The organism is Escherichia sp. MOD1-EC5495 (assembly GCF_002965965.1).
GTDB classification, from domain to species: domain Bacteria; phylum Pseudomonadota; class Gammaproteobacteria; order Enterobacterales; family Enterobacteriaceae; genus Escherichia; species Escherichia ruysiae.
Genome location: NZ_PTRI01000019.1, coordinates 68,774 through 90,626, shown reverse-complemented (window position 1 = coordinate 90,626; position 21,853 = coordinate 68,774). Strand labels below are relative to the sequence as shown.

Sequence of the window (21,853 nt, the reverse complement as noted above, 5' to 3'; positions counted from 1 at the left end):
GAAAAGAATGACGATGCAGTTTAAATGCAAGATTTCATTGGGATAAGCAGAAAATATTGGTATAAATGCTTGCCGGATGACAACATCATCCGGCGAGTACTTATGCTTTCAACTGGTAATCCAGCGTAATTTCCGCTTTCAGTACCTGAGAAACCGGGCATCCGGCTTTTGCTTTCTGAATAATGCCGTCAAAGGTTGAGGCATCAATACCCGGTACGGCAACTTCACTCTTCAGTGCGATTTTGGTAATCGCGAAACCAGCATCGACTTTATCCAGCGATACATCGGCAGTGGTATCAATCGATGTTGGCGTGAATCCCGCTTCCCCCAGCATTAATGAAAGCGCCATCGAGAAACAAGCGGCATGTGCTGCACCAATCAATTCTTCAGGGTTGGTTCCTTTTTCGCCCTCAAAACGTGTGTTAAATCCATACGGCTGTTGGTTCAGCACGCCGCTCTCGGTGGATACTGTTCCCTTCCCGCGTTTGATATCGCCTTCCCAGTGTGCCTGACCTTTCTTATGGATTGTCATTGTTGCTCTCCTGTGGGCTTAAAAAGGAAATTATAGACTACGTGAGAAACAGCACGAGGATAAGCAGGATATTCCGAATAAAATCCGGCGAAAATATTACCTCTGCACTTAAATAAAATTACCACAACAGACGACTGGAATATATGTATTGAGAGATACCGCAGCAATATCAATCCACAAATACCAATAATAATACTCATGAATATCATGTAGTTAAAATATAAAATTCATCAACCAGGACTAATCTTAACAACGAAGCGGCAAATATTTGCCATGCTGAATGTGCTTTATAAATCTGCGATCCGTAGCAGACACCATAAATACACAGACACGGAGAATCACTATGTTTACTTATTATCAGGCAGAAAATTCAACAGCAGAACCCGCTCTGGTTAATGCCATTGAGCAAGGCCTTCGGGCAGAGCACGGTGTTGTCACTGAAGATGACATTCTCATGGAGCTGACCAAATGGGTGGAAGCTTCTGATAACGACATCCTCAGTGATATCTACCAGCAAACCATCAATTATGTGGTCAGTGGCCAGCACCCTACGCTTTAAGCTGCTATGCTTGATCGGCAACCTAATTTAGGGGTTTAGCACGTGTTTCTTCGCTACGGCGATGTTGTCCTTAAAACTAGCAACAGGATTGAGGAGTTAAAATGAAATCGAACCGTCAGGCACGTCATATTCTTGGACTGGATCATAAAATTTCTAACCAGCGCAAAATAGTTACCGAAGGTGACAAATCCAGCGTGGTAAATAACCCAACCGGCAGAAAACGCCCCGCTGAAAAGTAATTCATAACCATCAGTCCTCAATGACGATTAAACACCATTGCCTGCGCAATGGTGTTTTTGTTTTTATCTGCTTTATACTTGGGGGCGACGCCCTGGCGGTAAAGCAAAGACGATAAAAACCCCAGGGATGGATATTCAAAAAAGAGTGAGTGACATGGAACCAAAAACAAAAAAACAGCGTTCGCTTTATATTCCTTACGCTGGCCCTGTACTGCTGGAATTTCCGTTGTTGAATAAAGGCAGCGCCTTCAGCATGGAAGAACGCCGTAACTTCAACCTGCTGGGGTTACTGCCGGAAGTGGTCGAAACCATCGAAGAACAAGCGGAACGAGCATGGATCCAGTATCAGGGATTCAAAACCGAAATCGACAAGCACATCTACCTGCGTAACATCCAGGACACTAACGAAACCCTCTTCTACCGACTGGTAAACAATCATCTTGATGAGATGATGCCCGTTATTTACACCCCGACCGTTGGCGCAGCCTGTGAGCGTTTTTCTGAGATCTACCGCCGTTCGCGCGGCGTGTTTATCTCTTACCAGAACCGCCACAATATGGACGATATTCTGCAAAACGTGCCGAATCACAACATTAAAGTGATTGTGGTGACGGATGGCGAACGTATCCTGGGTCTTGGTGACCAGGGCATCGGCGGGATGGGTATTCCAATCGGTAAACTGTCGCTCTACACCGCCTGTGGCGGCATCAGCCCGGCGTATACTCTTCCGGTGGTGCTGGATGTCGGCACCAATAACCAGCAACTGCTTAACGACCCGTTGTATATGGGCTGGCGTAATCCGCGTATCACTGACGACGAATACTATGAATTCGTTGATGAATTTATCCAGGCTGTGAAACAACGCTGGCCGGACGTGCTGTTGCAGTTTGAAGACTTTGCTCAAAAAAATGCGATGCCGTTACTTAACCGCTATCGCAATGAAATTTGTTCTTTTAACGATGACATTCAGGGCACTGCGGCGGTAACAGTCGGCACACTGATCGCAGCCAGCCGCGCAGCAGGTGGTCAGTTAAGCGAGAAAAAAATCGTCTTCCTTGGCGCAGGTTCAGCGGGATGCGGCATTGCCGAAATGATTATCGCCCAGACCCAGCGCGAAGGATTAAGCGAAGAAGCGGCGCGACAGAAAGTGTTTATGGTCGATCGCTTTGGTCTGCTCACCGACAAGATGCCAAACCTGCTGCCTTTCCAGACCAAACTGGTGCAGAAGCGCGAAAACCTCAGAGACTGGGATACCGACAGCGATGTGCTGTCACTGCTGGATGTGGTGCGCAATGTAAAACCAGATATTCTGATTGGCGTCTCAGGACAGACCGGGCTGTTTACGGAAGAGATCATCCGTGAGATGCACAAACACTGTCCGCGTCCGATCGTGATGCCGCTGTCTAACCCGACTTCACGCGTGGAAGCCACTCCGCAGGACATTATCGCCTGGACCGAAGGTAACGCGCTGGTCGCCACCGGTAGCCCGTTTAATCCAGTGGTATGGAAAGACAAAATCTATCCTATCGCCCAGTGCAACAACGCCTTTATTTTCCCAGGCATCGGGCTGGGTGTTATTGCTTCCGGCGCGTCACGTATCACCGATGAGATGCTGATGTCGGCAAGTGAAACTCTTGCTCAGTATTCGCCGCTGGTGCTGAACGGCGAAGGTCTGGTACTGCCGGAACTGAAAGATATCCAGAAAGTCTCCAGAGCGATTGCTTTTGCCGTTGGCAAAATGGCGCAGCAGCAAGGCGTGGCGGTGAAAACGTCTGCCGAAGCTCTGCAACAGGCCATTGACGACAACTTCTGGCAAGCCGAATACCGCGACTACCGCCGTACCTCCATCTAAGTCTCCGCCCGGTAGTGAATGTTACCGGGCAATTTTCCGCTCCCTTTTTCAGATCTCATCCATACTGGGTAGTGGCAAATAAATCTCATTTGCCTCACCTGCTATGCAGAACATCATCCGAAAAGGAGGAACTATGAAGGCTGCGGTTGTTACGAAGGATCATCATGTTGACGTTACGGATAAAACGCTGCGCTCACTGAAACATGGCGAAGCCCTGCTGAAAATGGAGTGTTGTGGCGTATGTCATACCGATCTTCATGTTAAGAATGGCGATTTTGGTGATAAAACCGGCGTGATTCTTGGACACGAAGGCATTGGTGTTGTGTCAGAAGTTGGCCCAGGTGTCACCTCATTAAAACCAGGCGATCGCGCAAGCGTGGCATGGTTTTACGAAGGATGCGGTCATTGCGAATACTGTAACAGTGGTAACGAAACGCTCTGCCGTTCAGTTAAAAACGCCGGATACAGCGTTGATGGCGGCATGGCGGAAGAGTGCATCGTAGTGGCTGATTACGCAGTAAAAGTGCCAGATGGCCTGGATTCGGCTGCTGCCAGCAGCATTACCTGTGCGGGCGTCACCACCTATAAAGCGGTGAAGCTGTCAAAAATTCGTCCCGGTCAGTGGATTGCTATCTATGGTCTTGGTGGCCTGGGTAACCTCGCCCTGCAATACGCGAAGAATGTCTTTAACGCCAAAGTGATCGCCATTGATGTCAATGATGAGCAGTTAAAACTGGCAACTGAAATGGGCGCTGATTTAGCGATTAACTCACGCACCGAAGACGCCGCCAAAATTGTGCAGGAGAAAGCGGGCGGTGCACACGCTGCGGTTGTTACAGCAGTAGCCAAAGCCGCATTTAACTCGGCGGTTGATGCCGTTCGTGCAGGCGGGCGTGTTGTGGCAGTCGGTCTGCCGCCGGAGTCCATGAGCCTGGACATCCCACGGCTGGTGCTGGATGGTATTGAAGTGGTCGGTTCACTGGTCGGCACGCGCCAGGATCTCACCGAAGCTTTCCAGTTTGCCGCCGAAGGTAAAGTGGTGCCCAAAGTCGCCCTGCGTCCGTTAGCGGACATCAACACCATCTTTACCGAGATGGAAGAAGGCAAAATCCGTGGCCGTATGGTGATTGATTTCCGCCGCTAAGAGACCATTGCTGCGACTGCCAGTCCTGGTGTCGCAGCATCGCACTCTCTCCAACATGAAATGGCTAAATGGATTATTGTTGCGTAAGAAGGAACAACAATGATAGTGTTCCCAGTGAAGGAACACTACTGAGAGTAAAGATACTGATGAAAATGGCCAATCATCCCCACCCAGGGGACATCATTCAGGAATCACTGGACGAACTGAACGTCAGCCTGCGCGAGTTTGCCAGAGCAATGGAAATTGCGCCCTCGACAGCGAGCCGATTGCTGACCGGAAAAGCGGCTTTGACGCCAGAAATGGCGATTAAACTTTCCGTGGTGATCGGCAGTTCGCCGCAAATGTGGTTGAATCTGCAAAACGCGTGGAGTCTGGCAGAGGCTGAAAAAACGGTGGATGTGTCGCGACTACGCCGTCTGGTTACGCAATAAAAAAATGGCGCCTTTTACAGCGCCATTTTCTGTCTAAAGTTCAAAAGAGATTATATCCCTTCTTCACTCTCTTTTTTCGCTTCTGCCTTCTCGATTTCACGATACCAGCGCGGATGGTGTTTCTTCGCCCAGCGACGGCTCACCTTCCCTTCGATCATCCCTTTAATCGATCCTTTCACCCAAAATGCCATATACATATGGATCAGAATGGCGTGGATCAGGATGATACCGGCAGCCGCGTGGATCAGCAGGCTGTAGCGAACAACCTGCATCGGGAAGTACTGCGCAAAGTACGGACGCCAGATAATCACCCCGGTCACCAGCAGCACGAAAATCATGCTCATGATCGACCAGAACATCATCTTTTGCCCGGCGTTGTACTTACCAACATCCGCCACTTTGTGCTCATTGCCTTTTAATACTTCGACAATGTTCAACAGCCACGGAATATCTTTCTTATCCGGGATGTTGTGATGCACAAAACGCACAAACATAAACATCAGCGCGACGAAAATCGCAATGCCGAAGAACGGGTGCAAAATGCGTCCCATCTGCGGCGTACCGAAGGTTTGCGTCAGCCATTGCAGCGTCGGGAAGAAGAACGAAATCCCGGACAGCGCCACCAGGAAGAAGCAAATCACCACGGTCCAGTGACAGGCGCGATCAATAAATTTGGTGCGCACAATCATTTTCGACTTACTCATGATGATCCTCCTCGTCATCGTCCACTTCCTTATTCGGGCCAATACCGATGTAGTGGAAAATCAACCCGGCAAAAGTGGCAATAAAGCCAGCCGCTGCCAGCGGTTTCAACGCGCCTTTCCACAGGCTTACCGAGGTATCGATCTTCGGATCTTTCGGCAGACCATGATACAGCTCCGGCTGATCGGCGTGATGCAGCACGTACATAACGTGCGTACCACCGACCCCTTCCGGGTTGTAGACGCCAGCATGTTCGTAACCACGCGCTTTCAGTTTCGCCACGCGCTGTTCCGCCAGCTCCAGCATCTCCTTCTTGGTGCCGAAGTGGATAGCCCCGGTCGGACAGGTTTTCACACAAGCCGGTTCCTGGCCGACGCTGACGCGATCGACGCAGAGCGTGCATTTATATACCCGGTTATCCTCTTTGTTGAGGCGCGGAATATTAAACGGACACCCGGCAATGCAGTAACCACAGCCGATGCAGTTTTCCGACTGGAAATCGACAATCCCGTTAGCGTACTGAATGATTGCACCAGCAGACGGGCACGCCTTCAGGCAGCCCGGATCTTCACAGTGCATACAGCCGTCTTTACGGATCAGCCACTCCAGCTTGCCGTTCTGTTCGGTTTCGCTAAAGCGCATCACCGTCCAGGACTTGGCGCTCAGATCGGCGGGGTTATCGTAAACCCCGACGCAGTGCCCCACTTCATCACGGATGTCGTTCCACTCCGAACACGCCACCTGGCAGGCTTTACAGCCGATACAGGTGGAAACGTCGATAAGTTTCGCGACTTCTGCTTTGTAATCACGCACCTGAGAAGGCGGCGTGATGGAGTTAGTTGCGGACCTTTTGATAATGTCCTGCGTTTCCATAGCCATCTGTTCGCCCCCTTACGCCTTCTCGATGTTTACTAAGAACGCTTTATATTCCGGCGTTTGCGAGTTTGCATCACCGACATTCGGAGTCAGAGTGTTAGCGATATAACCTTTACGCGCGACACCCTCAAAGCCCCAGTGGATCGGAATACCCACCGTTTCAACCTGCTGACCGTTTACATTCAGCGGCTTCAGACGGCGCGTTACCACAGCCACAGCACGGATAAAGCCACGCTTGCTGGAGACAGTGACACGGTCACCATTGGCGATGCCTTTCGCTGCCGCCAGCGTTTCGCTGATTTCCACAAACTGTTCCGGCTGGGCGATTGCGTTGAGCAATGCGTGCTTGGTCCAGGTGTGGAAGTGCTCGGTCAGACGATAAGTTGTACCCACATACGGGAACTGCTCTTTTTTACCCATCCGCAGCGCGTCTTGTTCATACAGACGAACGACCGGGTTAGAAACCACGTTCGGATGCAGTGGGTTAGTTCCCAGCGGCGTCTCAATCGGCTCGTAGTGTTCCGGGAACGGACCTTCCGCCATTTTGTTGATGGCAAACAGGCGTCCCATCCCTTCCGGCTGCATGATAAACGGCCCGGTTGGCGTACCCGGCGCGGCATTGCCGAAGTCAGGAATATCGTTACCCGTCCACTTGCTGCCGTTCCACTGGATCAGCATTCGTTTCGGATCCCACGGTTTACCGTTGATATCCGCTGAAGCTCGGTTGTACAGCACGCGACGGTTGAGCGGCCACGCCCAGGCCCATCCCAGCGTATTCCCCAGACCGGACGGGTCGGAGTTATCGCGGTTGGCCATCTGGTTGCCCTGCTCTGTCCAGCTACCGGTATAGATCCAGCAAGAAGATGCGGTCGTACCGTCATCACGCAGATGCGCAAAGCTACTCAGCAACTGACCTTTCTTCGCAATCAGCACGCCATTGGCATCATAGAGATCTTCCAGCGCATAGCCGTTGTTCTCTTTTGCCACTTCGTCAGACTGCGGCTCGTGCGGCTGCTTGTAGTTCCAGCTCATCTTCATCAGCGGTTCTACGCCTTTACCACCTTCAGCTTTGTACAGCTCGCGCAGGTGATGGTAGATACCCGCCAGAATTTCGCCGTCGTTACGCGCTTCGCCAGGTGCGTCCTGACCTTTCCAGTGCCACTGCAACCAGCGACCGGAGTTGGCGATAGAACCATCTTCTTCAGCAAAGCAGGTCGAAGGCAGGCGGAATACCTCAGTCTGAATAGACGCCGGATCGACATCGTTCGACTCGCCGTGGTTCTGCCAGAAAGTAGACGTTTCAGTCACCAGCGGATCGATAACCACCATGTACTTCAGCTTACTCAGGCAGCTCACCACTTTGTTTTTGTCCGGGAAGGACGCAACCGGGTTAAAGCCCTGGCAGAAATAACCGCTGACTTTGCCTTCGTCCATCATGTTGAAATACTTGATGACGTCGTAGGTCTGGTCCCACTTCGGCAGCCAGTCGTAGCCCCAGTTGTTCTCTTTCTGCGCGGCATCGCCGTAGAAAGATTTCATCAGGCTAACGAAGAACTTCGGATAGTTGCTCCAGTAGTTCACCTGATCCGCCAGCGTCGCTTTCGGCGTGTTCGCTTCCAGATAAGACTGCAGATCAACCTGCTTTTCTGACGGCAGCGTCAGATAACCCGGCAGGCTGGTAGAGAGCAGGCCTAAGTCGGTCAGACCCTGAATGTTGGAGTGACCACGCAGTGCGTTCACGCCGCCACCAGCCATACCCATGTTGCCGAGCAGCAACTGGATCATCGCCATAGTACGGATGTTCTGCGCACCGACGGTGTGCTGCGTCCAGCCCAGCGCGTACAGGAAGGTGGTTGTGCGATCCGGCGCGCTGGTGGAGGCCAGCACTTCACACACTTTCAGGAAGTCAGCTTTTGGCGTACCGCAGATGTTTTCCACGACGTCCGGCGTGTAGCGGGAAACGTGCTCTTTCAGCAGGTTCCACACGCAGCGCGGATGAGTCAGCGTGTCATCGCGTTTCGCATAGCCGTTTTCATCGAACTGATAGTTCCAGGACGACTTATCGTACTGGCGTTTTTCAGCGTCATAACCACTGAACAGACCGTCTTCGAAAGCAAAATCATCACGCACCAGCAGGCTGGCGTTGGTGTAATGCTTAACGTATTCAGCGTTGATTTTGTTGTTTTCGATCAGGTAGCGCAAAACGCCAGACAGGAACGTAATGTCCGTACCGGAACGAATAGGTGCGTAAATATCCGCTACAGAAGCGGTACGCGTAAAACGGGGATCGACAACGATCAGGGTTGCATCGTTGTTGTTTTTCGCTTCCATCGCCCAACGGAAACCGACGGGATGCGCTTCAGCAGCGTTACCGCCCATTACCATTACGACGTTAGCGTTTTTGATATCCACCCAGTGGTTGGTCATCGCACCGCGACCAAATGTTGGAGCAAGACTTGCTACCGTTGGTCCGTGTCAGACGCGCGCCTGGTTGTCTACCGCCAGCATCCCGAGGGAGCGGGCAAATTTTTGGGTCAGCATCCCGGTTTCGTTGCTGGCGCCGGAAGCACACAGCATACCGGTAGAAAGCCAACGGTTTACCGTTACGCCCTGCTCATTCTTTTCAATAAAGTTGGCGTCACGGTCAGCTTTCATCAGCTTCGCAATACGGGAGAATGCTTCTTCCCAGCTAATGCGCTGCCATTTATCAGAGCCTGGCGCACGATATTCCGGGTAACGCAGACGGTTTTCGCTGTTCACGTAATCCAGCAAACCGGCGCCTTTCGGGCACAGTGCGCCGCGACTTACCGGATGATCCGGGTCACCTTCAATGTGATAAATCGCTTCTCTGGCGTTTTTCGCGCCATCGCCCAGGCTATACATCAATAGCCCGCAACCTACGGAACAGTATGTGCAGGTGTTACGGATCTCTTTAGCGCGTAATAATTTGTAGTTTCGCGCCTGAGCCAGTGCTTGCTTCGGGGCAAAGCCCAATGCCGCTACTGTTGTTCCAGCCATACCGCCCGCGCAGATTTTAAAAAATTGTCTGCGACTGACGTCCATTGCTTTCCTCTTTTTTCAGGGGTATTACTGCGCGAGGAAACTAACAGTAAAATTCTGAATCTTTTTGCGCGAAATCAAAAAGAACACGTGTTTGCCACAAAATAATCCGCCTGCGCAAATTGACCTACCTCAATGGCGGTAGAAAAACGCACCACTGCCTGACAGGCCGGTTAAAAAAATGCTATAAATTTCAGCTTAATTTTTAACGGCAAGAGAGACTAAACAGCGAGCATGACACGACAAAAAGCAACGCTCATAGGGCTGATAGCGATCGTCCTGTGGAGCACGATGGTAGGATTGATTCGCGGTGTCAGTGAGGGGCTCGGCCCGGTCGGCGGCGCGGCGGCGATCTATTCATTAAGCGGACTGCTATTAATATTCACCGTTGGATTCCCGCGTATCCGGCAGATCCCGAAAGGCTATTTACTTGCCGGGAGTCTTTTATTCGTGAGTTATGAAATCTGCCTCGCGCTTTCCTTAGGTTATGCTGCTACCCGCCATCAGGCGATAGAAGTAGGCATGGTGAACTATTTATGGCCCAGCCTGACGATACTTTTCGCCATTCTTTTTAATGGTCAGAAAACAAACTGGCTGATTATTCCCGGATTGCTTTTAGCCTTGATGGGTGTCTGTTGGGTATTAGGCGGCGACAATGGGCTACAATATGATGAAATCATCAATAATATTACCACCAGTCCATTAAGTTATTTTTTGGCGTTTATTGGTGCGTTTATCTGGGCAGCTTATTGCACAGTCACTAATAAATATGCCCGTGGATTTAACGGCATTACCGTTTTCGTTCTTCTGACGGGAGCAAGTCTATGGATTTACTATTTTATAACGCCACAACCAGAGATGGTTTTTAGCACCCCCGTCATCGTTAAACTCATATCTGCGGCATTTACTTTAGGATTTGCTTACGCCGCCTGGAATGTCGGTATTTTACATGGCAATGTAACGATTATGGCAGTGGGTTCTTATTTTACGCCTGTACTTTCTTCTGCTCTCGCTGCCGTGCTACTCAACGCACCGCTATCGTTCTCATTCTGGCAAGGCGCACTCATGGTCTGTGGCGGTTCTCTGCTCTGTTGGCTGGCGACACGTCACCGATAAAGAAAGATAGCAACGCTTCATGCTGCAACAAAACACGTTCAGGCTATGCGGATTGAAATATTAGTGAAGGCAATGATATATCTTTGTTACATTCAGTAACACATAACCCTTCAGATAATCCGCATTCTCGCCGCGCGGCTGCGCTTTCTTATCTATCCTTTCAGTCAGTATCTCACCTGATTCTCTTAATTCTAAAAGTGGGTCATCGCGCCCAACGTCCTGTCTTTCTTTTTTTCATTACCAACGTGTGCATGTGAGGAAGAATATGGCACTGCAAAATGAGAAAAGTAATCGTTATCTTTTGCGCGACTGGAAGCCAGAAAATCCGGCCTTCTGGGAAAATAAAGGAAAACATATAGCACGAAGAAATCTCTGGATATCAGTCAGTTGTTTACTTCTTGCATTCTGTGTCTGGATGTTATTTAGCGCAGTCACCGTTAATCTCAATAAAATTGGCTTTAATTTTACGACCGATCAGCTTTTTTTATTAACCGCATTACCCTCCGTTTCTGGCGCATTATTACGTGTCCCCTACTCCTTTATGGTGCCTATATTTGGTGGGCGTCGCTGGACTGTTTTTAGTACCGCGATCTTGATTATTCCCTGCGTCTGGCTCGGTATTGCCGTACAAAACACCCATACTCCTTTTGGAATATTTATTGTTATTGCCTTGCTGTGTGGTTTCGCTGGCGCGAACTTCGCTTCCAGTATGGGCAATATCAGTTTTTTCTTCCCGAAAGCAAAACAAGGTAGCGCATTAGGGATTAATGGCGGATTAGGCAATTTAGGCGTCAGCGTGATGCAACTGGTTGCGCCACTGGTGATTTTTGTTCCGGTATTTGCCTTTCTCGGTGTTAATGGCGTACCGCAGGCCGATGGCTCGGTGATGTCACTGACGAACGCCGCATGGATTTGGGTGCCACTGCTGGCGATTGCCACTATCGCCGCCTGGTTTGGGATGAACGATATCGCCAGTTCACGCGCGTCAATTGCCGATCAGTTGCCTGTGTTACAACGCCTGCATCTCTGGTTGTTGAGTTTGCTCTATCTCGCCACCTTCGGTTCGTTTATCGGTTTTTCCGCTGGTTTTGCCATGCTGGCGAAAACTCAGTTCCCGGATGTGAATATTCTGCAACTGGCGTTCTTTGGGCCGTTTATCGGCGCGATTGCCCGGTCAGTTGGCGGTGCTATCTCCGATAAATTTGGTGGCGTGCGGGTGACGCTTATCAACTTTATTTTTATGGCGGTTTTCAGTGCCCTGTTGTTCCTCACTCTGCCTGGTACAGGTTCCGGCAATTTCATCGCATTTTTCGCCGTGTTTATGGGGTTGTTCCTGACAGCGGGTCTGGGTAGTGGCTCCACCTTCCAGATGATTGCCGTCATCTTCCGCCAGATAACCATTTATCGCGTCAAGATGAAAGGCGGCAGCGATGATGAAGCGCAGCGAGAAGCGATCACCGAAACGGCGGCAGCTCTGGGCTTTATCTCAGCCATTGGCGCAGTTGGCGGCTTTTTTATTCCGCAGGCGTTTGGCATGTCGCTGAATATGACCGGCTCTCCGGTGGGCGCGATGAAAGTGTTTTTAATCTTTTACATCATCTGTGTACTGCTGACCTGGCTGGTCTATGGTCGGCGAAAGTTTAGCCAAAAATAAGAGGGCGATGCCTGACGCGTCGAGTCGCACCCGTAGGCCGGATAAGGCGTTTGGCATCAGATCCCAAATCATTCCTGGAGCAGGAGTCATGTCATGAGTAAACTTTTGGATCGCTTTCGCTACTTCAAACAAAAGGGCGAAACCTTTGCCGATGGTCACGGACAGGTGATGCATAGCAACCGCGACTGGGAGGACAGCTATCGCCAGCGTTGGCAATTCGACAAAATCGTGCGTTCCACCCACGGCGTTAACTGTACCGGCTCCTGTAGCTGGAAAATCTACGTTAAAAACGGCCTGGTGACCTGGGAAATTCAGCAGACCGACTACCCACGCACTCGCCCTGACCTACCCAATCATGAACCACGCGGCTGCCCGCGTGGCGCAAGTTACTCCTGGTATCTCTACAGCGCCAACCGCCTGAAATACCCGCTAATTCGTAAACGGCTGATTGAACTGTGGCGCGAAGCACTTAAACAACACAGCGATCCGGTACTGGCGTGGGCATCGATTATGAATGCCCCGCAAAAGTGCCTGAGCTACAAGCAGATACGCGGGCGCGGTGGCTTTATCCGCTCCAACTGGCAGGAACTGAATCAACTGATTGCCGCTGCTAACGTCTGGACCATCAAAACCTACGGCCCGGATCGCGTTGCCGGTTTCTCGCCGATCCCGGCGATGTCGATGGTCTCTTACGCCGCCGGAACGCGTTATTTATCACTACTTGGCGGCACCTGCTTAAGTTTCTATGACTGGTATTGTGACCTGCCGCCCGCCTCGCCGATGACCTGGGGCGAGCAAACCGACGTGCCGGAATCCGCCGACTGGTATAACTCCAGCTACATCATTGCCTGGGGTTCTAACGTACCGCAGACGCGCACGCCAGACGCCCACTTCTTTACCGAAGTACGTTACAAAGGCACCAAAACTATCGCCATTACCCCGGACTACTCGGAAGTAGCAAAACTGTGCGACCAGTGGCTGGCGCCAAAGCAAGGCACCGATAGCGCGCTGGCAATGGCGATGGGCCATGTGATCTTAAAAGAGTTCCACCTCGATAACCCCAGCGACTACTTTATCAACTACTGCCGCCGCTACAGCGATATGCCGATGCTGGTGATGCTGGAACCGCGCGACGATGGCAGCTACGTGCCTGGACGCATGATCCGCGCGTCTGACCTGGTGGATGGTCTGGGTGAAAGCAACAATCCGCAGTGGAAAACCGTGGCAGTTAATACCGCTGGGGAACTGGTGGTGCCGAACGGTTCGATTGGTTTTCGCTGGGGAGAAAAAGGCAAATGGAATCTGGAATCCATTGCCGCAGGTTCAGGAACAGAGTTGTCGTTAACCCTGCTCGGTCAACACGACGACGTTGCAGGCGTGGCTTTCCCCTACTTTGGCGGCATTGAAAACCCGCATTTTCGCAGCGTAAAACACGATCCGATTCTGGTACGCCAGCTTCCGGTGAAAAATCTGACGCTCGCCGATGGTAGTACCTGTCCGGTGGTCAGCGTTTATGATCTGGTGCTGGCGAATTACGGTCTCGATCGCGGGCTGGAAGATGAAAACAGCGCGAAGGATTACGCTGAAATCAAAGCCTACACGCCGGCCTGGGGCGAGCAAATTACCGGCGTGCCGCGTCAGTATATTGAAACCATCGCCCGTGAATTTGCCGATACTGCCCATAAAACCCACGGACGTTCGATGATTATCCTCGGTGCTGGTGTTAACCACTGGTATCACATGGATATGAACTACCGTGGGATGATCAATATGCTGATCTTCTGCGGTTGTGTCGGGCAAAGCGGTGGCGGCTGGGCGCACTATGTCGGTCAGGAAAAACTGCGTCCGCAAACTGGTTGGTTACCACTGGCCTTTGCGCTTGACTGGAACCGCCCACCGCGCCAGATGAACAGCACCTCATTTTTTTACAATCACTCAAGCCAGTGGCGCTATGAAAAAGTCACCGCTCAGGAATTGCTCTCACCGCTTGCCGATGCCAGTAAATACAGCGGTCATCTGATTGATTTCAACGTTCGCGCCGAACGCATGGGCTGGCTACCTTCTGCGCCGCAGTTGGGGCGTAATCCGCTCACGTTGAAAGCCGAAGCCGACAAGGCCGGATTGTCACCCGCCGAATTTACCGCTCAGGCGCTGAAATCGGGCGATTTGCGTATGGCCTGCGAGCAGCCGGATAACGGCAGCAATCATCCGCGTAACCTGTTTGTCTGGCGTTCTAACCTGCTTGGCTCCTCCGGCAAAGGCCATGAGTATATGCAGAAATATCTGCTGGGTACGGAAAGCGGTATTCAGGGGGAAGAACTTGGGCCGACGGAGGGAATTCAACCGGAAGAAGTTGAGTGGCAAACCGCCGCGATAGAGGGCAAGCTCGACCTGCTGGTGACGCTTGACTTCCGCATGTCCAGCACCTGTTTATTCTCCGATATCGTCCTGCCCACCGCGACCTGGTACGAAAAAGACGATATGAATACCTCGGATATGCATCCGTTTATTCATCCGCTTTCAGCGGCGGTCGATCCGGCGTGGGAGTCTCGCAGCGACTGGGAAATCTACAAAGGTATCGCCAAAGCATTCTCGCAAGTCTGCGTGGGGCATCTTGGCAAAGAAACAGATATTGTACTGCAACCGTTGTTACACGACTCTCCGGCAGAACTCTCCCAGCCGTGTGAAGTGCTCGACTGGCGCAAAGGCGAATGCGACCTGCTCCCAGGTAAAACCGCGCCGAATATTGTGGCAGTGGAGCGCGACTACCCTGCCACCTATGAACGTTTTACCTCGCTGGGGCCGTTGATGGACAAACTTGGCAACGGCGGTAAAGGGATTTCGTGGAATACTCAGGATGAAATCGATTTCCTCGGCAAACTCAATTACACCAAACGTGATGGCCCGGCTCAGGGGCGTCCGCTGATTGACACCGCCATTGATGCATCAGAAGTGATTCTGGCGCTGGCACCGGAAACCAACGGTCATGTGGCAGTAAAAGCCTGGCAGGCGCTGGGCGAGATCACCGGGCGCGAACATACTCATCTGGCGCTGCACAAAGAGGACGAGAAGATTCGCTTTCGCGATATTCAGGCGCAGCCGCGTAAAATCATCTCCAGCCCCACCTGGTCCGGTCTGGAAAGCGATCACGTCTCCTATAACGCGGGATACACCAACGTTCACGAGTTAATTCCGTGGCGCACGCTGTCGGGACGCCAGCAGCTCTATCAGGATCATCCGTGGATGCGCGCCTTTGGTGAAAGCCTGGTGGCTTATCGTCCACCTATCGACACCCGTAGCGTCAGTGAAATGCGCCAGATCCCGCCAAACGGCTTCCCGGAAAAAGCACTTAACTTCCTGACGCCGCACCAGAAATGGGGCATTCATTCTACCTACAGTGAAAACCTGCTAATGCTGACGCTCTCGCGCGGCGGACCGATTGTCTGGATCAGCGAAACCGATGCCCGCGAACTGACCATTGTTGATAACGACTGGGTGGAAGTGTTTAACGCCAACGGTGCGTTGACGGCTCGAGCGGTGGTCAGCCAGCGCGTGCCGCCGGGCATGACCATGATGTATCACGCTCAGGAACGCATTATGAATATCCCCGGATCGGAAGTGACCGGAATGCGCGGCGGTATTCATAACTCAGTCACCCGCGTTTGCCCGAAGCCGACGCATATGATTGGCGGTTACGCGCAACTGGCCTGGGGCTTTAACTACTACGGCACCGTCGGCTCGAACCGCGATGAATTCATCATGATCCGCAAGATGAAGAACGTTAACTGGCTGGATGATGAAGGTCGCGATCAGGTACAGGAGGCGAAAAAATGAAAATACGTTCGCAAGTCGGCATGGTGCTTAATCTCGATAAATGTATCGGCTGCCATACCTGTTCGGTGACCTGTAAAAACGTCTGGACCGGTCGCGAAGGCATGGAGTACGCATGGTTTAACAACGTCGAAACCAAACCGGGCATTGGTTATCCGAAAAACTGGGAAGATCAGGAAGAGTGGCAAGGCGGCTGGGTCCGCGATGTGAATGGCAAGATACGCCCGCGTCTGGGCAGCAAGATGGGCGTAATAACCAAAATCTTCGCCAACCCGGTGGTGCCGCAGATTGATGATTACTACGAACCTTTCACCTTCGACTACGAACATTTGCATAGCGCACCGGAAGGCAAACATATCCCTACTGCTCGCCCGCGTTCGCTGATTGACGGGAAGCGGATGGACAAAGTGATCTGGGGGCCAAACTGGGAAGAACTGCTGGGCGGCGAGTTTGAAAAACGTGCCCGCGACCGCAACTTCGAGGCCATGCAAAAGGAGATGTACGGGCAGTTTGAAAACACCTTCATGATGTACCTGCCGCGCCTGTGCGAACACTGTCTTAACCCTAGCTGCGTGGCGACCTGCCCCAGCGGCGCTATCTACAAACGCGAAGAAGACGGCATTGTGCTGATCGATCAGGATAAATGTCGTGGCTGGCGCTTGTGCATTAGCGGTTGTCCATACAAAAAAATCTACTTCAACTGGAAAAGCGGCAAGTCAGAAAAATGCATCTTCTGTTATCCGCGAATTGAGTCCGGTCAGCCAACGGTCTGCTCCGAAACCTGCGTGGGTCGCATTCGTTATCTTGGTGTACTGCTCTACGACGCCGACCGCATCGAGGAAGCGGCGAGCACCGAGCGCGAAGTTGATCTCTATGAACGCCAGTGCGAAGTGTTCCTCGATCCGCACGATCCATCAGTGATCGAGGAAGCCCTGAAACAAGGTATCCCACAAAACGTGATTGAAGCTGCCCAGCGTTCGCCTGTTTACAAAATGGCGATGGACTGGAAACTGGCGCTACCACTGCACCCGGAATATCGCACCCTGCCGATGGTCTGGTACGTTCCTCCGCTGTCGCCGATTCAGTCCTACGCAGATGCGGGCGGTTTGCCCAAAAGCGAAGGCGTGCTTCCCGCCATCGAAAGCCTGCGTATTCCGGTGCAATACCTCGCCAATATGTTGAGTGCGGGCGATACCGGCCCTGTACTGCGGGCACTGAAACGGATGATGGCAATGCGCCACTATATGCGTTCGCAAACCGTAGAAGGCGTAACTGATACCCGCGCAATCGCCGAAGTCGGGCTGAGCGTCGCCCAGGTGGAAGATATGTATCGCTATCTCGCTATCGCCAACTATGAAGATCGGTTTGTCATTCCGACCAGTCATCGGGAAATGGCGGGCGACGCCTTCGGTGAACGCAACGGCTGCGGCTTTACTTTTGGCGACGGTTGCCACGGCTCTGATACTAAATTCAACCTGTTCAACAGTAGCCGGATCGATGCTATCGACATTACCGAAGTACGCAATAAAGCGGAGGGGGAATAATGCAAATCCTCAAAGTAATCGGCCTGTTGATGGAATACCCGGACGAGCTGCTATGGGAGAACAAAGACGACGCGCTGGCGCTGATTCGCCACGACGCGCCGATGCTCACCGATTTCACCTGCGATCTGCTTAATGCGCCGCTGCTGGATAAACAGGCTGAATGGTGTGAAGTGTTTGACCGTGGACGTACCACCTCGCTGCTGCTATTTGAACATGTTCATGCCGAGTCACGCGATCGCGGTCAGGCAATGGTGGATCTGCTGGCGGAGTATGAAAAAGTCGGCCTGCAACTAAATTGTCGCGAGCTACCTGATTATCTGCCTTTGTATCTGGAGTATTTAAGTGTGCTACCCGACAACCAGGCTAAAGATGGTTTGCTCAACGTTGCGCCAATCCTCGCCTTGCTTGGCGGGCGCTTAAAACAACGCGAGGCGCCGTGGTATCCGTTGTTTGACACCCTGCTGCATCTGGCGGGAAGTACACTCTCAAGTGACAGTGTCACAAAACAGATACGCAGCGAGGAGCGCGACGACACCCGTCAGGCACTGGATGCGGTGTGGGAAGAGGAACAGGTGAAGTTTATTGAAGATAACGCCACGGCGTGTGACAGCTCGCCGCTTAATCAATATCAGCGACGCTTTAGTCAGGATGTCGCACCGCAGTATGTGGACATCAGTGCGGGAGGTGAGAAATGATTCAGTATCTGAACGTCTTTTTTTACGATATCTACCCGTACTTGTGTGGCACGGTTTTTATCCTTGGAAGCTGGCTGCGCTACGATTACGGGCAGTACACCTGGCGTGCCTCCTCCAGCCAGATGCTGGATAAACGCGGGATGGTGCTGTGGTCGAACTTGTTCCATATCGGCATTCTGGGGATCTTCTTCGGTCATCTGTTCGGCATGTTAACGCCGCACTGGATGTATGCGTGGTTTTTGCCGGTAGCGGTAAAACAGCAGATGGCGATGGTTCTCGGCGGTATTTGCGGTGTATTAACGTTGATTGGCGGTGCGGGGTTGCTGGTGCGCCGTTTAACGAATCCGCGTATCAGGGCGACGTCTTCTGGTGCGGATATCCTGATCCTCGCTATTTTGTTAATTCAGTGCATTCTTGGGTTAACCACCATTCCCTTTTCAGCACAACATCCGGACGGCAGTGAAATGATGAAGCTGGTGGGATGGGCGCAAAGCATCGTCACTTTCCAGGGCGGCGCATCGACGCATCTTGATGGCGTAGCTTACATCTTCCGCGTTCATCTGGTGTTGGGAATGACCATCTTCCTGCTCTTCCCGTTCACCCGACTGGTGCATGTATGGAGCGCACCATTTGAGTACTTTACCCGCAGGTATCAGATTGTACGTTCGCGGCGATAATTCTCATGCTGGCCGGATAGCCTTTCGCTCTCCGGCCGATTGCAGGCTATGATAGTTCTCCAGCCACAGGAGAACGTTAATGAAACCGCAGATTTACCACGTCGATGCTTTTACCTCTCAACCGTTTCGCGGCAATTCTGCCGGTGTTGTTTTCCCTGCCGATAATCTTAGCGAAGCGCAAATGCAACTTATCGCCCGCGAGTTAGGCCATTCGGAAACGGCTTTTCTGCTGCACAGTGACGACAGCGATGTACGTATTCGCTACTTTACGCCAACGGTTGAAGTGCCGATTTGCGGTCACGCGACGGTAGCAGCGCACTATGTACGTTCAAAGGTATTGGGTTTGGGAAATTGCACCGTCTGGCAAACATCGCTGGCGGGAAAGCACCGTGTCACTATCGAAAAACAAAACGGGGATTATCGTATTTCTCTGGAGCAAGGCTCGCCGGGCTTTGAACCGCCGCTGGAAGGTGAAGCTCGCGCGGCAATTATCAACGCGCTTCATCTCACTGAAGACGATATTTTGCCAGGCTTGCCAATTCAGGTGGCAACCACAGGACACTCAAAAGTGATGATTCCGCTGAAACCGGAAGTGGATATCGACGCCCTTTCGCCTGACCTTGCTGCGCTGACCGCTATCAGTAAACAGATTGGCTGCAATGGTTTTTTCCCCTTCCAGATCCGCTCAGGCAAAAATGAAACCGATGGTCGCATGTTCTCGCCTGCGATTGGTATTGTGGAAGATCCGGTGACCGGCAATGCCAATGGTCCGATGGGCGCATGGTTAGTGCATCACAACGTATTGCCTCACGATGGCAACGTGTTGCGTGTTAAAGGCCATCAGGGGCGAGCTCTGGGGCGTGACGGCGTGATTGATGTGACGGTGACTATTCGGGACAACCAACCGGAGAAAGTCACCATTTCTGGCACAGCGGTGATTTTGTTTCATGCCGAATGGGCCATTGATCTCTGAAACCGTTGCCGGATAAGGCGTTTGCGCCGCATCCGGCACAAACTATTTCCCTGCCTCCGGATGCGTATCAAACGCCGCCATCACCAGTGCCAGTTCATCCACGGTAAACCCATGTTTCGCATCATCCACGCCCAGCCCAAATTGTTCCTGCATCACGGCATATAACGACGCCACATCTGGCAGATTCCGCTGATCCACCGCGTGCCCATTTTCATAATGGGTGAAATGGAAATTGGTCAGCGTCAGTTTGCCACCGTCCGGCAAATGGCGGCACATCAACAGATGATGGCGAAAATGCGACTGCGGCCAGTGCGCCGACCAGAAATTGCCCATCACATAATCACTTTGTTGCTGCTCGCAGAGATCAAAACGATACATCGACTGCCAGTGCTGATGATGATTAAACTGCAAAACCCAGTTATCACCCTCCTGCAACAACCGATACTCTCCGTGTGGCGTGGTTTGCGCGATATCCGGCACTAAACGGATTGGCGCGGTCAGCGTCTGACCACCAAAACCGACGTCGGCAATCCATTGTTCACCTTCCAGTTCCACTAACAACAGACGGTGCGTGCGCGGCGGCAACGATGGGGGGTTAGATAACACTACGCGACCTAACAAACTGCGAACGTTAAACCCCAGTTCGCGTAACACCCGCTCAAACACACCATTCTGCTCAAAACAGTAACCGCCACGTCGCGCAGTCACCAGTTTCTCTTCCAGCGATTGATCATCAAGCTGGATTTCTCTCGGCAGCAAAACGTCGAGATTTTCAAATGGAATAGTGCAATTGTGTTTCAGGTGTAATGCTCTTAGCGTATCGATATTGACCGCAGCAGCACCCGTCCAGCGAATACGGGCAAAATAGTGATTCAGAATGGGCGTCATCAGGCGTTTCCCTTAGTGGTTTTCTCAACTTATAACCTGGAATAGATGCCACACCGGCTATTTTGTGCGATCGCGGACAAGCATCACGTTCGCAAATCGCCAATCCCGTTAATTTCGTTACTTATTGCGTTACGAGCTACGCTTTTAAAACAACCTTCTTAGCGAGGCGATACCGTGAGCCAATTTATTCCCGTTGAGTTGCATCATGCCAGCCGTCTGTTAAACCACGGCCCTACCGTCTTGATCACCAGTTTCGATGAGCAATCCCAGCGACGTAACATTATGGCTGCGGCCTGGTCGATGCCCGTAGAGTTCGAACCACCACGCATGGCCATTGTGGTTGATAAATCGACATGGTCACGGGAGTTGATTGAACGTAGTGGCATGTTTGGCATTGTGATCCCAGGAGTCGCAGCAACTAACTGGACGTGGGCAGTGGGCAGCATTTCTGGGCGTGATGAAGATAAGTTTAACTGTTATGGCATTCCGGTTATTAAAGGCCCGGTACTTGGCTTGCCGGTGGTCGAAGAGAAATGTCTGGCATGGATGGAGTGCCGCTTGCTTCCCGCGACTTCTGCGCAAGAAAAATACGACACGTTGTTTGGCGAAGTGGTATCAGCAGCGGCAGACGCTCGTGTTTTTGTCGAAGGCCGCTGGCAATTTGATGACGATAAACTCAATACGCTACATCATTTAGGCGCTGGCACCTTTGTTACCAGCGGCAAGCGTGTTACGGCAGGTTAAGCATTACATGCTGTAACCGGGTTTCTTTATCAACGTCTCCATTTGGGGCGCGATCTCGGCGTCCCAGACCGCTTGCCATGATTCCGGTTGTATCTGTTGTAGTGCAATGCTTATCGAACTCTCTTTACTGTTCAGATGGCGAATAATGACGTCGGTAATCTCCGCCGCCAGTGCCGTTTTTTGTTGTTCATCCAGTTCACGGGGAAAACATTTAATGTCTATGTGTGGCATTGTTGTGCTCCTTTTGAAAGATGTCAGCAAAATTAGCACAAGCCGAAAACGTCATGTGTTATTTGATGCGAAATGATGTGCGATATATGCGCCGTCACTTTAATA

At 51.9% G+C, this 21,853-nt stretch carries 19 protein-coding genes; 13 read left to right on the top strand and 6 right to left on the bottom strand.

Annotated elements, in window-relative coordinates:
- Window positions 1–100: 100 nt before the first annotated feature.
- Window positions 101–532: a peroxiredoxin OsmC gene (osmC, locus tag BEG40_RS16095; RefSeq protein WP_000152304.1), complete on the bottom strand. Its 432-nt coding sequence runs from the start codon at window positions 530–532 to the stop codon at window positions 101–103.
- A gap of 343 nt (window positions 533–875) precedes the next feature.
- On the opposite strand from osmC, the gene bdm reads away from it, so the two are divergent.
- The 5 genes from bdm to BEG40_RS16065 all read left to right on the top strand — a co-directional run bounded on the left by bdm (window position 876) and on the right by BEG40_RS16065 (window position 4,757).
- Window positions 876–1,091: a biofilm-dependent modulation protein gene (bdm, locus tag BEG40_RS16085; protein WP_000495766.1), complete on the top strand. Its 216-nt coding sequence runs from the start codon at window positions 876–878 to the stop codon at window positions 1,089–1,091.
- A gap of 101 nt (window positions 1,092–1,192) precedes the next feature.
- Window positions 1,193–1,330 carry a stationary-phase-induced ribosome-associated protein gene (gene sra, locus BEG40_RS16080; RefSeq protein WP_000841554.1) on the top strand — a complete coding sequence of 46 codons (138 nt, stop codon included), beginning with the start codon at window positions 1,193–1,195 and terminating at the stop codon, window positions 1,328–1,330.
- 154 nt (window positions 1,331–1,484) lie between these two features.
- The gene (gene maeA, locus BEG40_RS16075) at window positions 1,485–3,182 is read left to right on the top strand and encodes a malate dehydrogenase (protein ID WP_105285740.1); all 1,698 of its coding nucleotides are present in this window, start codon (window positions 1,485–1,487) and stop codon (window positions 3,180–3,182) included.
- A 133-nt stretch (window positions 3,183–3,315) separates the two neighbouring features.
- Window positions 3,316–4,326: an alcohol dehydrogenase AdhP gene (gene adhP / locus BEG40_RS16070; RefSeq protein ID WP_000642427.1), complete on the top strand. Its 1,011-nt coding sequence runs from the start codon at window positions 3,316–3,318 to the stop codon at window positions 4,324–4,326.
- A gap of 146 nt (window positions 4,327–4,472) precedes the next feature.
- Entirely contained in the window at window positions 4,473–4,757 is a 285-nt protein-coding gene (locus tag BEG40_RS16065; protein ID WP_105285739.1) for a HigA family addiction module antitoxin, read from the top strand.
- A gap of 50 nt (window positions 4,758–4,807) precedes the next feature.
- On the opposite strand, the gene fdnI is transcribed toward BEG40_RS16065, so the two are convergent.
- Genes fdnI through fdnG form a run of 3 tightly spaced genes read right to left on the bottom strand, consistent with a single transcriptional unit; the run spans window position 4,808 to window position 9,398 of the window.
- Entirely contained in the window at window positions 4,808–5,461 is a 654-nt protein-coding gene (fdnI, locus tag BEG40_RS16060; RefSeq protein ID WP_000045648.1) for a formate dehydrogenase-N subunit gamma, read from the bottom strand.
- Window positions 5,454–6,338, bottom strand: coding sequence for a formate dehydrogenase N subunit beta (gene fdnH, locus BEG40_RS16055; protein ID WP_001240582.1), 885 nt, complete (start codon window positions 6,336–6,338; stop codon window positions 5,454–5,456). Before fdnH ends, fdnI begins: the two co-directional genes overlap by 8 nt.
- A 12-nt stretch (window positions 6,339–6,350) precedes the next feature.
- Entirely contained in the window at window positions 6,351–9,398 is a 3,048-nt protein-coding gene (gene fdnG, locus BEG40_RS16050) for a formate dehydrogenase-N subunit alpha (protein WP_135522432.1), read from the bottom strand.
- Between the two features lie 231 nt (window positions 9,399–9,629).
- On the opposite strand from fdnG, the gene yddG reads away from it, so the two are divergent.
- From yddG to BEG40_RS16010, 7 genes are all read left to right on the top strand, one after another.
- The gene (gene yddG, locus BEG40_RS16040) at window positions 9,630–10,511 is read left to right on the top strand and encodes an aromatic amino acid efflux DMT transporter YddG (protein WP_010355607.1); all 882 of its coding nucleotides are present in this window, start codon (window positions 9,630–9,632) and stop codon (window positions 10,509–10,511) included.
- Between the two features lie 265 nt (window positions 10,512–10,776).
- Window positions 10,777–12,165, top strand: coding sequence for a nitrate/nitrite transporter NarU (gene narU, locus BEG40_RS16035; RefSeq protein WP_105285738.1), 1,389 nt, complete (start codon window positions 10,777–10,779; stop codon window positions 12,163–12,165).
- Window positions 12,166–12,258: 93 nt separating this feature from the next.
- Window positions 12,259–15,999, top strand: coding sequence for a nitrate reductase Z subunit alpha (narZ, locus tag BEG40_RS16030; protein ID WP_105285737.1), 3,741 nt, complete (start codon window positions 12,259–12,261; stop codon window positions 15,997–15,999).
- Window positions 15,996–17,540 carry a nitrate reductase subunit beta gene (gene narH, locus BEG40_RS16025; RefSeq protein ID WP_000702556.1) on the top strand — a complete coding sequence of 515 codons (1,545 nt, stop codon included), beginning with the start codon at window positions 15,996–15,998 and terminating at the stop codon, window positions 17,538–17,540. The genes narZ and narH overlap by 4 nt, the downstream gene beginning before the upstream one ends.
- Window positions 17,540–18,235: a nitrate reductase molybdenum cofactor assembly chaperone gene (gene narW / locus BEG40_RS16020; protein ID WP_105285736.1), complete on the top strand. Its 696-nt coding sequence runs from the start codon at window positions 17,540–17,542 to the stop codon at window positions 18,233–18,235. Before narH ends, narW begins: the two co-directional genes overlap by 1 nt.
- The gene (narI, locus tag BEG40_RS16015; RefSeq protein ID WP_000617142.1) at window positions 18,232–18,912 is read left to right on the top strand and encodes a respiratory nitrate reductase subunit gamma; all 681 of its coding nucleotides are present in this window, start codon (window positions 18,232–18,234) and stop codon (window positions 18,910–18,912) included. Before narW ends, narI begins: the two co-directional genes overlap by 4 nt.
- Before the next feature lie 79 nt (window positions 18,913–18,991).
- Window positions 18,992–19,885 (top strand): PhzF family isomerase, encoded by an 894-nt coding sequence (locus BEG40_RS16010; RefSeq protein ID WP_105285735.1) that lies wholly within the window; start codon window positions 18,992–18,994, stop codon window positions 19,883–19,885.
- 42 nt (window positions 19,886–19,927) lie between these two features.
- Here BEG40_RS16010 and nhoA read toward each other — a convergent pair whose 3' ends face one another.
- Window positions 19,928–20,773, bottom strand: coding sequence for an N-hydroxyarylamine O-acetyltransferase (gene nhoA, locus BEG40_RS16005; RefSeq protein WP_032225164.1), 846 nt, complete (start codon window positions 20,771–20,773; stop codon window positions 19,928–19,930).
- 174 nt (window positions 20,774–20,947) lie between these two features.
- On the opposite strand from nhoA, the gene BEG40_RS16000 reads away from it, so the two are divergent.
- The gene (locus tag BEG40_RS16000) at window positions 20,948–21,517 is read left to right on the top strand and encodes a flavin reductase family protein (protein WP_105285734.1); all 570 of its coding nucleotides are present in this window, start codon (window positions 20,948–20,950) and stop codon (window positions 21,515–21,517) included.
- Window positions 21,518–21,520: 3 nt separating this feature from the next.
- On the opposite strand, the gene pptA is transcribed toward BEG40_RS16000, so the two are convergent.
- A complete protein-coding gene (gene pptA, locus BEG40_RS15995) occupies window positions 21,521–21,748 on the bottom strand; it encodes a tautomerase PptA (RefSeq protein WP_001120153.1) in 228 nt (75 codons plus the stop codon).
- Window positions 21,749–21,853 lie beyond the last annotated feature (105 nt).

Excerpts from the sequence above, each read along its gene's own strand:
- osmC (WP_000152304.1), bottom strand. The coding sequence starts at position 532 with ATGACAATCCATAAGAAAGGTCAGGCACACTGGGAAGGCGATATCAAA.
- bdm (WP_000495766.1), top strand. The coding sequence starts at position 876 with ATGTTTACTTATTATCAGGCAGAAAATTCAACAGCAGAACCCGCTCTG.
- sra (WP_000841554.1), top strand. The coding sequence starts at position 1,193 with ATGAAATCGAACCGTCAGGCACGTCATATTCTTGGACTGGATCATAAA.
- maeA (WP_105285740.1), top strand. The coding sequence starts at position 1,485 with ATGGAACCAAAAACAAAAAAACAGCGTTCGCTTTATATTCCTTACGCT.
- adhP (WP_000642427.1), top strand. The coding sequence starts at position 3,316 with ATGAAGGCTGCGGTTGTTACGAAGGATCATCATGTTGACGTTACGGAT.
- BEG40_RS16065 (WP_105285739.1), top strand. The coding sequence starts at position 4,473 with ATGAAAATGGCCAATCATCCCCACCCAGGGGACATCATTCAGGAATCA.
- fdnI (WP_000045648.1), bottom strand. The coding sequence starts at position 5,461 with ATGAGTAAGTCGAAAATGATTGTGCGCACCAAATTTATTGATCGCGCC.
- fdnH (WP_001240582.1), bottom strand. The coding sequence starts at position 6,338 with ATGGCTATGGAAACGCAGGACATTATCAAAAGGTCCGCAACTAACTCC.
- yddG (WP_010355607.1), top strand. The coding sequence starts at position 9,630 with ATGACACGACAAAAAGCAACGCTCATAGGGCTGATAGCGATCGTCCTG.
- narU (WP_105285738.1), top strand. The coding sequence starts at position 10,777 with ATGGCACTGCAAAATGAGAAAAGTAATCGTTATCTTTTGCGCGACTGG.
- narZ (WP_105285737.1), top strand. The coding sequence starts at position 12,259 with ATGAGTAAACTTTTGGATCGCTTTCGCTACTTCAAACAAAAGGGCGAA.
- narH (WP_000702556.1), top strand. The coding sequence starts at position 15,996 with ATGAAAATACGTTCGCAAGTCGGCATGGTGCTTAATCTCGATAAATGT.
- narW (WP_105285736.1), top strand. The coding sequence starts at position 17,540 with ATGCAAATCCTCAAAGTAATCGGCCTGTTGATGGAATACCCGGACGAG.
- narI (WP_000617142.1), top strand. The coding sequence starts at position 18,232 with ATGATTCAGTATCTGAACGTCTTTTTTTACGATATCTACCCGTACTTG.
- BEG40_RS16010 (WP_105285735.1), top strand. The coding sequence starts at position 18,992 with ATGAAACCGCAGATTTACCACGTCGATGCTTTTACCTCTCAACCGTTT.
- nhoA (WP_032225164.1), bottom strand. The coding sequence starts at position 20,773 with ATGACGCCCATTCTGAATCACTATTTTGCCCGTATTCGCTGGACGGGT.
- pptA (WP_001120153.1), bottom strand. The coding sequence starts at position 21,748 with ATGCCACACATAGACATTAAATGTTTTCCCCGTGAACTGGATGAACAA.